At 42.5% G+C, this 14,194-nt stretch carries 14 protein-coding genes and 2 pseudogenes; 14 read left to right on the plus strand and 2 right to left on the minus strand.

What is annotated here, in order from left to right; translation table 11 throughout:
• Positions 1-2 precede the first annotated feature (2 nt).
• From FED51_RS03630 to FED51_RS21525, 12 genes and pseudogenes are all read left to right on the plus strand, one after another.
• Complete coding sequence (locus tag FED51_RS03630; RefSeq protein ID WP_010896827.1) at positions 3-374, plus strand: GntR family transcriptional regulator; 372 nt, start codon at positions 3-5, stop codon at positions 372-374.
• A gap of 6 nt (positions 375-380) precedes the next feature.
• A complete protein-coding gene (locus FED51_RS03635) occupies positions 381-1,247 on the plus strand; it encodes an ABC transporter ATP-binding protein (protein WP_053432420.1) in 867 nt (288 codons plus the stop codon).
• A complete protein-coding gene (locus FED51_RS03640) occupies positions 1,240-1,845 on the plus strand; it encodes an ABC-2 transporter permease (protein ID WP_010896829.1) in 606 nt (201 codons plus the stop codon). The genes FED51_RS03635 and FED51_RS03640 overlap by 8 nt, the downstream gene beginning before the upstream one ends.
• A 144-nt stretch (positions 1,846-1,989) precedes the next feature.
• Positions 1,990-2,183, plus strand: a pseudogene (locus tag FED51_RS21310) (Gfo/Idh/MocA family oxidoreductase); the annotation flags it as partial.
• Positions 2,184-2,447: 264 nt separating this feature from the next.
• Complete coding sequence (locus FED51_RS03645) at positions 2,448-2,789, plus strand: winged helix-turn-helix transcriptional regulator (RefSeq protein ID WP_053432421.1); 342 nt, start codon at positions 2,448-2,450, stop codon at positions 2,787-2,789.
• Positions 2,790-2,959: 170 nt separating this feature from the next.
• Entirely contained in the window at positions 2,960-3,358 is a 399-nt protein-coding gene (locus FED51_RS03650; RefSeq protein ID WP_053432422.1) for an Rrf2 family transcriptional regulator, read from the plus strand.
• Positions 3,359-3,550: 192 nt separating this feature from the next.
• Positions 3,551-4,468, plus strand: coding sequence for an NAD(P)/FAD-dependent oxidoreductase (locus tag FED51_RS03655; protein ID WP_053432423.1), 918 nt, complete (start codon positions 3,551-3,553; stop codon positions 4,466-4,468).
• A gap of 247 nt (positions 4,469-4,715) precedes the next feature.
• Positions 4,716-5,414, plus strand: a complete 699-nt coding sequence (locus FED51_RS03660) for a class I SAM-dependent methyltransferase (RefSeq protein WP_053432607.1) — start codon at positions 4,716-4,718, stop codon at positions 5,412-5,414.
• 1,150 nt (positions 5,415-6,564) lie between these two features.
• Positions 6,565-7,994, plus strand: a pseudogene (gene putP / locus FED51_RS03665) (sodium/proline symporter PutP).
• A gap of 248 nt (positions 7,995-8,242) precedes the next feature.
• On the plus strand, positions 8,243-9,358 hold the full coding sequence (locus FED51_RS03670; protein ID WP_053432424.1) for a response regulator aspartate phosphatase: 1,116 nt from the start codon (positions 8,243-8,245) through the stop codon (positions 9,356-9,358).
• A complete protein-coding gene (locus tag FED51_RS21520; protein WP_276403788.1) occupies positions 9,355-9,489 on the plus strand; it encodes a hypothetical protein in 135 nt (44 codons plus the stop codon). Before FED51_RS03670 ends, FED51_RS21520 begins: the two co-directional genes overlap by 4 nt.
• A 77-nt stretch (positions 9,490-9,566) precedes the next feature.
• Positions 9,567-9,701, plus strand: coding sequence for a hypothetical protein (locus FED51_RS21525; RefSeq protein WP_276403789.1), 135 nt, complete (start codon positions 9,567-9,569; stop codon positions 9,699-9,701).
• 586 nt (positions 9,702-10,287) lie between these two features.
• Here FED51_RS21525 and FED51_RS03675 read toward each other — a convergent pair.
• Both FED51_RS03675 and FED51_RS03680 read right to left on the minus strand, forming a co-directional pair.
• The gene (locus FED51_RS03675) at positions 10,288-11,562 is read right to left on the minus strand and encodes a voltage-gated chloride channel family protein (RefSeq protein WP_138090281.1); all 1,275 of its coding nucleotides are present in this window, start codon (positions 11,560-11,562) and stop codon (positions 10,288-10,290) included.
• Between the two features lie 13 nt (positions 11,563-11,575).
• Positions 11,576-12,187 (minus strand): DUF421 domain-containing protein, encoded by a 612-nt coding sequence (locus tag FED51_RS03680; RefSeq protein WP_138090283.1) that lies wholly within the window; start codon positions 12,185-12,187, stop codon positions 11,576-11,578.
• A gap of 228 nt (positions 12,188-12,415) precedes the next feature.
• On the opposite strand from FED51_RS03680, the gene gatC reads away from it, so the two are divergent.
• Both gatC and gatA read left to right on the plus strand, forming a co-directional pair.
• Positions 12,416-12,706 (plus strand): Asp-tRNA(Asn)/Glu-tRNA(Gln) amidotransferase subunit GatC, encoded by a 291-nt coding sequence (gatC, locus tag FED51_RS03685; RefSeq protein WP_010896841.1) that lies wholly within the window; start codon positions 12,416-12,418, stop codon positions 12,704-12,706.
• 18 nt (positions 12,707-12,724) lie between these two features.
• Positions 12,725-14,182: an Asp-tRNA(Asn)/Glu-tRNA(Gln) amidotransferase subunit GatA gene (gatA, locus tag FED51_RS03690; RefSeq protein WP_138090286.1), complete on the plus strand. Its 1,458-nt coding sequence runs from the start codon at positions 12,725-12,727 to the stop codon at positions 14,180-14,182.
• Positions 14,183-14,194: the final 12 nt, after the last annotated feature.

Raw genomic sequence — 14,194 nt, forward strand, 5'->3', positions numbered from 1 at the left:
AAATGAAAATCATTATTTCCAACAGTTCAAAGGAGCCGATTTATGAGCAAATTACGAATCAGATTAAAGCGTCTATTTTATCAGGTGAACTAAAAGAGGGGGCGGCGATACCTTCCATGCGTAAGCTCGCAAAGGATTTGCAAGTGAGCGTCATTACGACGAAACGTGCCTACGAGGAATTGGAGAAGGCGGGCTTTATCTATTCGATCGTTGGAAAGGGTTCTTTCGTTGCTGAGCAAAATTTAGAGGTCATGAGGGAGAAGAAACTGAAGGCCATTGAGGAGCAATTGAGTGCGGTCATAATGAATAGCAAAGAAATCGGGCTATCACTCGATGACTTGCAGCAATTATTGAAAATTTTATATGAGGAGTGAAACCGAATGGAAAATATAGTGGAATTAATTAATGTCACAAAAACATTCAAAGATTTTTCAATTAATAAGATGGATTTACAAGTGAAAAAAGGGTTTGTTACGGGATTCATTGGCGCAAATGGGGCAGGGAAGTCGACAACGATAAAAATGATGATGAATCTACTAAAACCAGATGACGGAGAGGTTAAGCTTTTCGGAATGGACTACACGACACATGAGAAGGCGATCAAGGAGCGCATTGGATTTGTATACGATGGTAATGTATTTTTTGAAGGACTAAACTTAAAAGATATCAAGCATATTGTTGGACCAGCGTACAAACGGTGGGATGATACATTGTTTTATCAATATGTGGATAAATTCGAATTGCCACTTAATAAGGCAATAAAAACATTTTCAAAAGGAATGCAAATGAAGGCATCATTGGCAATCGCATTATCACATCATGCAGAGTTGATCATCATGGATGAGCCAACAGCAGGGCTAGACCCCATTTTTAGACGAGAACTGTTGGATATTCTACAGGAATTAATGATTGATAATGATCGTACCATTTTCTTTTCTACGCATATTACAACAGATTTAGATCGTATCGCAGACTATATCGCTTTTATGCAGGGGGGAAATTTAGTTTTTAACCAGTCCATTCACGACATAGATGAAAATTATGCGCTCGTAAAAGGAGGATTGGATCTTTTGGATAAAGACACTGAAAAAGCCTTTGTTCATGTTCGGCGCGCATCAACTGGATTTGAAGCTTTAACGAATAACTTATCAGTTGTGAAAAATATATTTGGAGACACCGTTATCATTGAACGAGCAACTCTGGAAGATATTATGTATTACATGAAAGGAGGCGTACATTATGTTTAATTTAATCAGACGAGATATCATACTTCAGAAAAAGATGCTGCTAACGTTCATTCCTTTTATCGGATTCTTTATCTTTATGGACTCACATCCAGCGCTAATCTTTCTCGTTGCCAGTATTTTTATTCCCTTTAATGCTTATGCTTACGATGAAAAGGCAGAGACCAATATATTGCTCAATTCCTTACCTTACACTCGTAAGGAAATTATTGCATCACGATATCTTGGCGCTGTCATGTATATGCTGTTAGCCATTGGAGTGACAAGTCTAGCATTATTTATTTTCAATAAACCTTTTGCTTTATCTGATATTGCGATTGGTGGTGGATTATTTTTACTGTTTACTGCATGCACCTTCCCGTTATTTTATCTATTTAAACCTGGTCATATCACAACCGTTATCCTTGTTAGCTTTATCCTTTTAGCAGGTATAGGCCCGTCTGTTGTCATGTTTTTAGCGGAGCATTTAACAGCAATAACTGATTTTATTGTAAACTTATCTGTTCCGGCTTTATATACAGGAGCGGCCATTGTAATCATAACACTCTATGCGATTTCTTGGGGAGCTACCACTTTCATTTACCAGCGAAAAGCGTTATAAGTAAGGCTTTCTAGATTAGTTGGTAATTCAAACGAATGGAAAAAGGATCGGTACAGTTCGCAGCATTGATTTCATTCGAATCGTTTTAAGATTAATAAAATCATAATAAAAAGGGTGGTAAGCTTGGTGAAATGTAGAGTCTGTATGGTGGGGTTAAGTAATATCGCGCAAAAGCATACTTACCTCTTCTTTCAAAGGAAGCAGATTGGGCATTTGTAGGTGCATTTTCTCCTAGTAGAGCAAAGAGAAAGGCAATTTGCAAGCAGTATCGTATACAAGATTTTGATAGCGTGCAAGTATTGGCTCAAGAATGTGATGCCGTATTTGTACATAGCTCATGAGTAAATAGTGGATGTGATTAGGTCGTTTAACCTTGATGTTCTCAAGCATCAGAACGTTACCGAATACAGGTCAGTATATCCGGTTGTTAGGGGGGAGTCACCCCCCTTCTATTATGCCATTGTGGCATTAAAAGGCGAATTGTTTTTTTAGTCATGATTGACACTCCTTTACTTTTGAAGTAAGGCAAGTATAAACTGAGCACAAATAAAAAAGTAGTACGCACTTTTTTGATAGGTACTACCCGAAAGGAAAGTGTGAATATGAGTATGGCTGAATACAAAGGAAAAGTTAAAAATATTCAAGATACCCCTTTTGGTTATACTTTGTCCCTTATCGGTGGTAAATGGAAAATGGTGATTATTTACCTTCTGGCAGAAGATCAGCCGATTCGCTTTAATGAACTAAAAAGGCAGATAGGGACGATTACTTATAAAACATTGAGTTCACAGCTTAAAGAATTGGAAGCGGATGGTCTGGTGAAACGGAAAGAGTATCCTCAAGTTCCCCCTAAAGTCGAGTACAGCCTCACGGATAAAGCGGGAACATTATTACCCATTTTGGAAGAGTTATGTGAGTGGGGCGTAAAAAACCAAAATAATTGAATCTACATCTCCTTCAGATCTAAACAAAGGTTCGCGCAAGGAAATACATTCTTATTATTCGCTTGATAGTATTAGGAGAAAGTAAAATTCAGAAGATAAAAACTTGACGTTGCTAAGTATGACAGCTATTATAGATATGTAAAGTCTTTCATTGAGGTGAACACTGCATCATGAAGTATTCGAAAGCGACAAACTATGCTCTGCACACCGTGCTCTTTCTTGCAGCAGCCACCCCGAGTAAGTTTGTCGGTGTTCAGCAACTGGCGGAGCGGCAGGAGGTTTCGCCTACGTATTTATCGAAAATACTGACCAAGCTCGCCAAGGCGGGAATAATTGAATCCGTTTCAGGCGCCAATGGCGGATATAGACTAAAACGGGATTGGGAAGAGATTTCGTTCCTTGATGTCATTCACGCGATTGAAGGTACAGCCTCCTTGTTCCACTGCGATTTGAACCATGGATCAGAATGTTTGATTCAGAAGGTGATGGTCTCGGCTGAAGAGAAAATGGAGGATTATTTAAGAGAGCAAAAAATAGCTGATCTTACAAAGAAAATAGCGGGTGACTGATGAAGTCGGCTATTTTTTGGAAATAATTAGAGACATGAAGACTCTTTAAAGTCTATTATATCATTGGTTTTCTTTCGGTGAATGGCTGTGAAGCGCAGAATCCATCGTTGGGGTGCAGCCAACCAAATCAAGGGTTCAGTCACTCTTAACAGGTGTAAAGGATAGTAAAGATTAATGGAGGTGCTTAAACGTATGGAAAAACAACAGCTTGATGTAGCCATTATTGGCGGGGAACCGGCAGGATTGAATGCCGCCCTTGTGCTGGGACGGGCGAGGAAACAGGTGGCGGTGATTGATGAAGGCCGTCCCCGTAATGCGGTTACTCGCGAAGCTCACGGGTTTCTTACCCGGGACGGGATAAGACCTGCTGAATTTCGGCGAATAGCCAAGGAAGAAATCATTGCTTATCCTAACGTTTCTTTTGTGGCGGATACGGCTGTGTCGATTGCAGGAGTGGACGGTCAGTTTCAAATTGTGACTGCCGAAGGGATCACTTTTGAAACCAAGAAGCTGCTGTTTGCCGTCGGCATGAAGGATCGACCACTGGATATTCCGGGGCTGGTGGAGGCTTATGGAAAAAGCGCCTTCGTGTGCCCGTATTGCGATGGCTGGGAATTAAGGGATGAATCGCTTGTTGTCATTAACAAGGGAGAGGAGCTTCTACACTTTGCACCGATTATATCCGGGTGGACGGATCGTTTTACCATCTGCACAAACGGACCCGATGAACTGACGGAGGATCAACGGGAGGAGCTGAGACGGCATCAAGTGCCTGTGTATGATTCACCGATTCGATCCATTAATTCAAACGACGGGATCGTGCACCAGGTTGTTCTTCAGGATGGGACGATAATTCCGTGCAGGGGGATCTTTTTTAAACCGGAGCTGATCCCTGGATCGGATCTGCCACAATCCATTGGATGTGACATCACGGAAGCGGGAATGGTTGTCGTCGATGACTTCGGAAAAACAAGCGTTCCGGGTGTTTATAGCGCTGGGGATGTGGCATCTAAAATGTATCAGGCCATTGCCGCTGCTTCTATGGGCGCTCTAACCGCCGCGGCCATGAACAATGAGCTGAACATGGAGGCTTGGAAACGAAACGGGTGAAAATCGGTTACGTATGCAGTTGAAAGGACATCTGAAGGTCAGTAAGTGACGAACGAAGTAAGGTGGGTCGTCAGGCGGACAGAACGATTGCTTCCTTTGAAACTTCGGCGTTCGCCGATTCACGTATGCAACAACAAGGAATTAAGGAGGTCAGATTACTGACTAGAAAGCCATTCAAATGGAGGGGATGTCAGCTAAAAAATGTTTTCGGACAGGTAATTCTTATCAATCAGAGGGAGTGACTAGCATGACGCTGGAGTTTTCATTCGATGCCAAAATGGGGCTTGCTTACGAGAAAAATACTCGAATCTCAGTGCCCACCTATGACACGTTATTTGAAATGATCCAATCTTATTTTCGGATGCAATTGGGCGAAAAAGCGGCATCGGTGCTTGTTGTCGGTGCCGGTGGCGGCAATGAACTCTCCGCGTGGGGTCCGACTAACCCGAACTGGACGTTCACCGGAGTTGATCCTACTGTGGAGATGCTGAAGCTTGCTCAACAGAAAGCAGTTCAGCTCGGGCTGGAAAGCCGCGTCAGACTTATTCAGGGAACGATTGGCGACCTGCCGCGACACGATAGAACGTTTGACGCGGCAAGTTGCATCTTGGTGCTGCACTTCATTCACGATGAACAAGAGAAGTTGGAGCTGCTCGAAACGGTGAAAGCTCATTTGAAACCGGGCGCCCCGTTTGTGCTCGTGAGTGCGTACGGAGATCGCGATAGTGGTGAACTTCAAGACAGAATAAATGTGTGGAAAAGCTTTTTTTTAGATGCTGGAAAAGAACCAGCTATAGTGGATGAGATGGTACCCAAAGTCTTGACGCAAATTTCTTTCCTTCCTGAAAGACAGATCACATCTCTGTTGGCGGAAGCGGGCTTTACCAGTATCACCCGCTTTTATTCCACAGGACTTTTTGCGGGCTGGATTTGTCATGCGAAATGAATTAATCTGATTCCGTGCAACTGCTGTTAAGTCGCTGCTTGGGAATGCTCAACAATATGAAATAACGCCCTTCCAACTTCCAGTCGGGAAGCGAAGGGCTAAGTGCTTCAATATTTTTTCGCTTCAGCAACTCTTCTCCCCGTTTTCACACCTGCTGGGCGGTAGTCGTCCTTGTCTATTTTCAGCTTATCCGTTGCCAGACGTATAAGCCATAATCACAGCGGAAGCGGTTCAATGTGAATCTATCCCCTATGGAATCAAATAGTTCCTTTAACATTGCCGCTATCTTGCTTCATCTGTTTCAAGGGATTCGTTGAATAACCTCGTTAAGCTCCTGTCATTTTTGTTTGCCCTCCACATCGGCGGCATGATAAGTTCTCCGTTTTTATTTTATAGTGCCTTTTTTATATTTTTCATAAATCCAAAATAGTTAAAGTTTGTTTTTGAAGCATTCGTTACAAAAAGAAGAGATGCTGTCTAAGCAGGTTTTTGATGTCATTTTCCCCGCTTTTAATGTGCCAGTAACCATCTTCTTTTAATCTTGTCAATTGTGGTCTAGTATTCATTGATTCGCTTCTTTATCAGAAAAAATGATTCCTCGAACACCTCCATATGATGAACCTAAGTTTCATCACGAAAATCGGCGGGAAATTAACAGGATCTTATGATATAATAGCGCTTACATAAGTGAATTATTTGAAAAATAATCTTCATTAATTTTTTTGAATAGATATGTTTATATAGTTAAGTAAGCGCTTACGAACATCGCATTTTTGCATAACTATTCAAATGGCGGTGGTAAAAATGATTGTTTGAATGTTCTGATTTTTATATTATGTTATAGTTTTCTTTGTGATTCCTTCGGTTTTTCCTAATGTTCTTTAGTTGATGAGTTGTATACGATGAAGAACGTTGCATAAACATTGTATAGAAAACAGTGAGATCGTACGAAAAGGAGGGGATAAAATGGAGCATAGTTTAACGACAGGCACTTGGATATTACTATTTGTGCCAATGCCGCTGTTAATCTTGTTATCGATCTTGACGTTAAAGAGAAAAGAGGAGTGAGTGAACTGTGGAACTTGCAACGTTAATAACGTTTATAGTCTATCTTGTTGGAATGCTAGTGATTGGCTTAATTGCCTATCGAATGACGAACAATCTATCAGACTACGTCCTAGGTGGGCGCCGTCTTGGCGGAAGTGTAGCCGCTCTTAGTGCGGGTGCTTCCGATATGAGTAGCTGGTTGTTGTTAGGATTACCGGGAGCCTTATATGTTGGCGGTATGGGGGAAATTTGGATTGCCGTCGGCTTGGCGATTGGGGCGTATTTAAATTGGCAGTTTTTAGCATCTCGTCTACGAAACTATACAGAGATTGCGAAGGATTCGATTACGCTACCAGATTTCTTGGAAAATCGGTTTCATGACAAGTCAAAAATTCTACGTATTGTATCAGCCCTTGTTATTTTAGTGTTTTTTACGTTTTACACATCTGCAGGGTTAGTCGGGGGGCATTGCTCTTTGAAGCTTCCTTTGGAATGACATATGTTCAAGCGCTGTGGATCGGTGCAATTGTCATTATATCCTATACGTTTTTAGGTGGATTTTTAGCTGTTAGCTGGACGGATTTCTTTCAAGGGATTCTGATGTTTTTAGCTCTAATTATCGTTCCGATCGTGGCCATCAATAAAATGGGGGGCTTTAGTGAAACGTTAAACGCCGTCGGTGCGATCGATACTGCTTATTTAGATGCGTTCCAAGGAGCGACTGTCATCGGAGTTGCCTCTTTGCTTGCATGGGGATTAGGGTACTTTGGCCAACCACACATCGTAACCCGCTTCATGGCGGTAAAATCATTAAAGGAAATTCCGAAGGCACGATTTATCGGTATGACTTGGATGGTGCTGGCCCTATTCGGTGCGATCTTTACTGGGTTTGTCGGTATTGCCTATTTCTCTGCCACCGGTCCAGGACCTGAGATTGCAGGAGAAGCTCGTGAAACGGTCTTTATTTTATTTACACAAATTTTATTTGATCCTTGGGTGGCTGGCTTCTTATTAGCCGCTATCTTATCTGCCATTATGAGTACAATTGACTCACAATTACTCGTATCATCGAGTGCTCTAGCCGAGGACTTTTACAAAGGGATGCTAAGAAAAAACGCCTCCCAGAAGGAGCTCGTTTGGGTCGGGCGTTTCGGGGTTGTGTTAATCGCTCTTGTTGCGATTGTACTCGCCTACAATCCTGATAGCACCGTGCTTGATCTCGTTGGCTATGCATGGGCAGGCTTCGGGGCTGCATTCGGTCCTGTCTTATTGCTTTCTCTCTTCTGGAAGCGAATGACACGGAACGGTGCTCTTGCTGGAATGGTTGTTGGTGGTGCCACGGTCATTATTTGGGCAGAGCTCACCAATTGGTTTAACCTAAGCGTCGAGCAGTATCCGATTCTTGGGCTGTATGAAATCATCCCAGGCTTTATCCTCGCTTCAATAGCGATAATCGTAGTCAGCCGATTGGATCAAGAACCACCTCAAGAAATTCAAGACGAATTCGAAAAGGCAAAAACGAAAGTCATCTAGTGTGAAAGCCTGTCAGCATAGCTGGCAGGTTTTTTGTTGTCACTTCCTTACCGCTCAAATATAAATAAATATCTTTATTGACAGTCGAGTATTTTAAAGCTTTTCCTAGGATTTTCAAGGTTAGACATTCAAGTATTTACAAAATGTTCTATATTTGAGGATTGATGCAAAAGGTATCGATCATTTATGATAAAAGTAGGAAAATTTATGGGTTCGAAGGATCATAAATGAAAAGGGAGGGGTAAACGGTGGTCGAAAAACTAGCCAGTAGTGAAGTGGCGAATCGGCTAAATGAATGGTATGACACGATTAAACAGCAAGATGTTGAGCGAGCTAGCAAGTTAAGAAACGAAGTACAGAAAGCCATCAATCAGATGGAAGAGGATCAAAGTGTATTGCTCTATTTTAACCTTATTGATTCAAGGTACAAATTATTAATAGAGCAATTTGATGAATCTGGTAGCATTTTAAAGAGTGTAAAAGAACAAAGCGAGCAAACAGAAACAGATCACCTTCTCAGATATTACTACTACTTCTTTAGCGGCCTCTATGAATTTGGAAGAAGGAAAATTATAGAGGCTATCCACTTTTATCATCAAGCAGAGAACTTCCTCGGTGATATTCCTGATGATATTGAACATGCAGAATTTCATTTTCAACTCGCAACTGCCTATTATGAAATTACTCAAAATTATGTATCTTTAAGTCACACAAGAAAAGCTCTTGAAATTTATTCAAAACATGATAACTATGTAAATCGTCTTATTTCAACACAACTGGTAACAGCTTTCAACTACTTAGAATTGAACGAGCATAGAGCTTCTGAGTTATTATTTAAAAAAACGATACAGATAGCGTCAAATCACCAACATAAGTATATGGAGATACTCGGTTACCTTAATCTTGGGATTTGTTATGAATCACAAGGTAAACTTGAATTAGCAAAAGATTGTTTCGATGCAGCACTTGACATTAACTATCCTCAAGATAGTAAAAAGATCACTTATTTGAGAATTAAATATATGTTAGCTCGAACTTTGCTTAAAATGGACTTACTAAAAGAGGGGCGAGAATGGCTTCAATCTGCTAAGTTACTTGCAGAGGAAACCAATGAAGCCACTTATCAAGCAAAATTGATGATTCTTGATTCGATCTATTTAGAAGTGAATGAATCAGTTATTGATGAGAGTCTTAAAACATTAAAAGACAAAAAGTTATGGTACGATGTTTCAGATTTAACGACAAATGCAGCGAGACATTTCAAAAAGAAGGAAATGTTTAAGCTAGCAACGAAATATTTTAACGAAGCTTTACTAGCGAAAGAAAAAATTCCTATGTTATATAAGGAGGTAGAGAGTGAATGAAAAATGTTTTATTAACACTTATTGCGGTAAGCTTTGCCTTCAGTTTTGTTCCTCCAGAAGAGCTACCTAACAGTTATGGATCAGGAGGAGGATTTACGGCCTCAGAAAGAAACAATACAGGGGGAACTTGATATGCAGCGAAATATTTTAGTGAGGCTTTACTAGCGAAAGAAAAAATTCCTATGTTACATAAGGAGGTAGAGAGTGAATGAAAAAAATATTACTAACACTTATTACGGCATGTATCGTATTGGGATTTGCACAACCTCTAGAACTGAAAAATAGTATTAGTTCTGGAGAAGATTTTACGACTCTTGAAAAAGGGCATGTTGGTGGTCTTTAATAAGCAAAATGAGAGTCAGTGTAGGCAATATCCTTTTCCTGAAGCTTTACTTCTAAATCTAACGGCAAAATCACTTGATCCATGTTATAATATTTAAACATAAGGACACCCCCGGTAAGTTATTGTGTGGTTACTTTAATTTTACCAGAAGGCGTCCTTTTTTTGTGTCTTAAAAATTAAAGAAGTGACTAGTTCAAGGCTAGTTTTGTTTTTTAATTAGTTGATTGTTGCGAAAGGGGCGAGACGACTTCGGGAAAAGCTTTCGGCGAAGATCCCGCAGGGCGGTTTTCCCGAGGAAGCTGAGGCAATGCCTGAGGCAAGCGAGTCTCCTGTAGCGAAAATCAATGACAAAGTTTAGAAGAGTATAAAAATAAAGAGAGGTGTCCCACCCAAACATTGGGATGAGCGACTCTCTATTTTTTATTTACTGGGTTTTGTCCCAGCCTCTTTCTAACTTGAAAATGAGAATTGTCATTTGAATTGGTAATCATTACAATTTTCCTACTGGTGATAATGGGAAAAATCAGTTTTTTTAAAGATAGGGACGAAGGGAATCAGCTTTATTCATTTTTGCAGAAGTTCCCTCTCACTCCTTCATCTCCTCCGTCCGTTTTATCGTTTCGCCTTTTCTGACTCCATACAACCGGCTTTTCGGTTCATAGATCGTTTGGGACGGCCAGAGGCCATGGTGTCCCGAGAATAGGTAACTGGTGAGACAGGCGACGAAAAAGAATTCGATCCCTTTTCCGTTGAACATTTCAACGCCTAATAAGAAGGCGGCGATCGGGGTATTCGCACCACCGCCAAAGGTGACGATCATGCCTAGGGCCGCAAGAAATGATAGCGGCAAGTCGATAAAAGCATGTAGTGTGTTTCCTAATGTGGCACCAACAAAAAAGAGGGGAATCGCTTCTCCACCGACGAACCCCATGCCCATCGTTACTGCGGTAAACACGAGCTTGGCTAAAAAGGCGTAGGGAGGCACGTCCTGTGTAAAGGAATCCTCCAGCATGTCAAGGCCGCGCCCATTGTAGTCATAGGAGCCGATGATATACGTTAGAGCGACAATAATCAGACCACCGACAAAGGCGCGAACCATATGATTTTTCATCGTGTATTTTTCAGAAAGCTTGTGGATGCCATGTCTTAATTGACAATACAAAACACTCACAAGGCTAAACACGATCGCGAGCAGAATCACTTTGCTGAAGGTGAGGGCGGATACCTCTGGTACTGTTGTGATGATAAATTTTTCGTGTTCAACGTGCCAAAACTTCTCCGTCGTATAATGGCCGACAAAGCTAGCTACGAGACACGGGACGAGGGCTTCGAATTTCAGCCTGCCGAGACTGGCCATTTCCATTCCGAAAATGGCTGCGGTAATTGGTGTACCAAAGGCGGCCCCGAATCCTGCGCTAATTCCGCCCATCAGCAAAATCCTCGTATCAATCAGTTTCACCTTAAACAGTTTATTGACAGCCTCAGCCACACTTCCACCCATTTGAATCGCTGCCCCTTCCCTTCCTGTTGAACCACCGAACAGGATCGTCATAAAGGTGCCGAGGTAGACGAGAGGGCCCAACCGTAACAGCATTTTTCCTTTCCCTTGAACGCTTTCGATCACAAGGTTATTTCCTTTGTACAATTCATTACCAGCACTTGTTCCTGCCTTCATGTACAAGTACCCTAACGCAAGACCTGCGAGTGGGAGGAAGAGGACGAACCAAGGTCGGTTTTCCCGCGTTTCACCGAGGTGATCGTTCACCGTTAACAGCAAGGCGGTTGCCGAGCCGACAATGGCCCCAATCATTATGCCGAAAAAGATCCATGTCAACAGAGTGAGCCAAAAGGTTTTATTCATTCGTCTATCATCCTCATTCTAGGTGTGTTGGCGGCGGGGTTTGGTGCTTGTTCTCGGCAGCTTCAGTAAAAAGATTGCCTGTCTCATTTGGTTGGATCATCGGTGGTTGGAGCGGTGCATTTGGTAGCGCTGTTTGGATGAGCGTTTGCAGTTTTTGCATGTCCTCTTTCGTAGCGGCTTGCTTTTCCGGCTTTAGCGAGTAGCCTAATTGCCCGTTCGATTCAATCGTCGCCCATTGGACATCGCTCATGTGTTGAATCCCTTGCTGTCTTAGTCGTAATTCCAACATATCGACGGTTAAGCGCAGCTTTTTTAAGTTTTGTTCCTGAAGCTGGCCGTTTTTAATCACAACGATCGATTGCCCGTAAAAGAAACGCTCAAGGGTATCATTCTTTAAGACGATATACTCAATAAAAAGGAGGGTCAGCACAAGGAGCAGCGTAATGGCGATTGTAATCCAAATGTTTCGATCTCCTACAGGTTGGATAATTAATGAGCCGATGGCAATCATCATCACCGTTTGGGCGACCGTCATTTGCGAAATAGACTTACGACCCGCAAGACGCAAAATCAACACCCCACCAAAAACGATCACAATCGCCTTCCAAATAAAATGGAAGTCCAAAGGTTGTTCCTCCTTTCTAACTGAGTTATCCATTTTAATCCTATTGATAGCTTTCGCGAAATGAAATGTAAATATGTAGGAAGTATAGGGGTTTTCAAAAGAATGGTTACCCTCACGTTGTTTATAGGCAATAAACAGATGTCCATTGGCGTTTGTTGCCTGTATGCGGCGAATTTGGTATCATGAGAATATTGTAGACCGTACGAAAATTCTCCGGAGGTGTGGGACGTGTCACGAATTTCGATGGAACAAGTCAAGCATGTGGCTCATTTAGCCCGTTTGGCGATTACGGAAGAAGAAGCGAAGCTGTTTACTGAACAATTAGGAGACATCATTCAGTTTGCTGAGCAGCTTAATGAGCTAGATACAGAAGGGGTTGAGCCAACCTCACACGTGCTCGATATGAAAAATGTTTTACGTGAGGACAAGCCAGAAAAAGGCTTACCAGTGGAAGACGTACTAAAAAATGCACCGGACCATGAAGATGGACAAATTCGTGTACCATCAGTCTTGGAATAGTTGGGGGGAACGAGCTTCATGTCGCTATTCGACTTAAAATTAAAAGATGTACATACAAAGCTACACGAAAAAGAGATTTCTGTTTCTGACCTTGTGGATGAGGCGTACAAGCGAATCGAGCAAGTCGATGGGCAAGTGGAAGCCTTTTTGGCGTTAAATGAAGAAAAGGCGCGTGCTTACGCAAAAGAATTGGATGCCGCTCTCGATCGCTCCGAAGCAAGGGGATTGCTGTTCGGGATTCCTATTGGTGTTAAGGATAACATTGTGACGAAAAATTTACGCACGACGTGCTCTAGTCGCATTTTAGGGAATTTTGATCCAATTTACGATGCAACGGTCGTACATAAATTGCGCGAGGCTCAAGCAGTTACGATTGGAAAGTTAAATATGGACGAGTTTGCTATGGGTTCTTCCACGGAAAACTCCGCCTTCCAAAAAACGAAAAACCCTTGGAATCTTGAGTATGTTCCTGGTGGCTCGAGCGGGGGTTCCGCTGCGGCTGTAGCGGCTGGTGAAGTGCCATTCACTCTCGGCTCGGATACAGGTGGCTCGATCCGTCAACCCGCGGCATACTGCGGAGTTGTCGGATTAAAGCCGACGTATGGCCGCGTATCGCGGTATGGTCTTGTTGCTTTTGCGTCGTCCCTTGATCAAATTGGACCGATTACGCGTAATGTTGAAGATAACGCGTATCTCCTTCAAGCGATTTCGGGACATGACCCAATGGATTCCACGTCTGCGAACTTGGACGTGCCTGACTATTTATCCGCTCTTACGGGTGACATTAAAGGACTTAAGATCGCTGTTCCGAAAGAGTACCTTGGCGAAGGTGTAAAGGAAGAAGTGAAGCAATCGATTTTAGACGCATTAAAAGTGCTTGAAGGTCTAGGGGCGACATGGGAAGAAGTATCTCTTCCTCATTCAAAGTATGCGCTAGCGACCTACTATTTATTGGCGTCTTCAGAGGCTTCCGCTAACCTTGCCCGATTTGATGGTGTTCGTTACGGTTTCCGCAGCGACAATGCTGATAACTTACTGGACATGTACAAGCAAACACGTGCAGAAGGCTTCGGTGACGAGGTGAAACGCCGGATTATGCTCGGTACGTTCGCGCTTAGCTCTGGTTACTATGATGCGTATTACAAAAAGGCGCAACAAGTGCGCACACTCATCAAACAAGACTTTGAAAAGGTGTTCGAGCAATACGATGTGATCATTGGACCGACGACGCCGACCCCAGCGTTTAAAATTGGTGAGAAAACCGATGATCCATTAACGATGTACGCAAACGACATTTTAACGATCCCGGTCAACCTTGCAGGTGTTCCTGCAATTTCGGTGCCGTGTGGATTTGACAATGGCTTGCCGCTAGGCTTACAAATCATCGGAAAGCATTTTGATGAAGGTAGCGTGTACCGAGTGGCTCATGCCTTTGAACAAGCAACGGACTATCATACGAAGCGACCAACGCTGTAAGGGGTGAAAGCA

This window comes from Halalkalibacterium halodurans (assembly GCF_005671335.1).
GTDB lineage: Bacteria > Bacillota > Bacilli > Bacillales > Bacillaceae_D > Halalkalibacterium > Halalkalibacterium halodurans.

What these genes read in the sequence shown, in the direction of transcription:
- FED51_RS03630 (WP_010896827.1), top strand. Translation starts at nt 3, where the DNA reads ATGAAAATCATTATTTCCAACAGTTCAAAGGAGCCGATTTATGAGCAA.
- FED51_RS03635 (WP_053432420.1), top strand. Translation starts at nt 381, where the DNA reads ATGGAAAATATAGTGGAATTAATTAATGTCACAAAAACATTCAAAGAT.
- FED51_RS03640 (WP_010896829.1), top strand. Translation starts at nt 1,240, where the DNA reads ATGTTTAATTTAATCAGACGAGATATCATACTTCAGAAAAAGATGCTG.
- FED51_RS03645 (WP_053432421.1), top strand. Translation starts at nt 2,448, where the DNA reads ATGAGTATGGCTGAATACAAAGGAAAAGTTAAAAATATTCAAGATACC.
- FED51_RS03650 (WP_053432422.1), top strand. Translation starts at nt 2,960, where the DNA reads ATGAAGTATTCGAAAGCGACAAACTATGCTCTGCACACCGTGCTCTTT.
- FED51_RS03655 (WP_053432423.1), top strand. Translation starts at nt 3,551, where the DNA reads ATGGAAAAACAACAGCTTGATGTAGCCATTATTGGCGGGGAACCGGCA.
- FED51_RS03660 (WP_053432607.1), top strand. Translation starts at nt 4,716, where the DNA reads ATGACGCTGGAGTTTTCATTCGATGCCAAAATGGGGCTTGCTTACGAG.
- FED51_RS21520 (WP_276403788.1), top strand. Translation starts at nt 9,355, where the DNA reads ATGAAAAATGTTTTATTAACACTTATTGCGGTAAGCTTTGCCTTCAGT.
- FED51_RS21525 (WP_276403789.1), top strand. Translation starts at nt 9,567, where the DNA reads ATGAAAAAAATATTACTAACACTTATTACGGCATGTATCGTATTGGGA.
- FED51_RS03675 (WP_138090281.1), bottom strand. Translation starts at nt 11,562, where the DNA reads ATGAATAAAACCTTTTGGCTCACTCTGTTGACATGGATCTTTTTCGGC.
- gatA (WP_138090286.1), top strand. Translation starts at nt 12,725, where the DNA reads ATGTCGCTATTCGACTTAAAATTAAAAGATGTACATACAAAGCTACAC.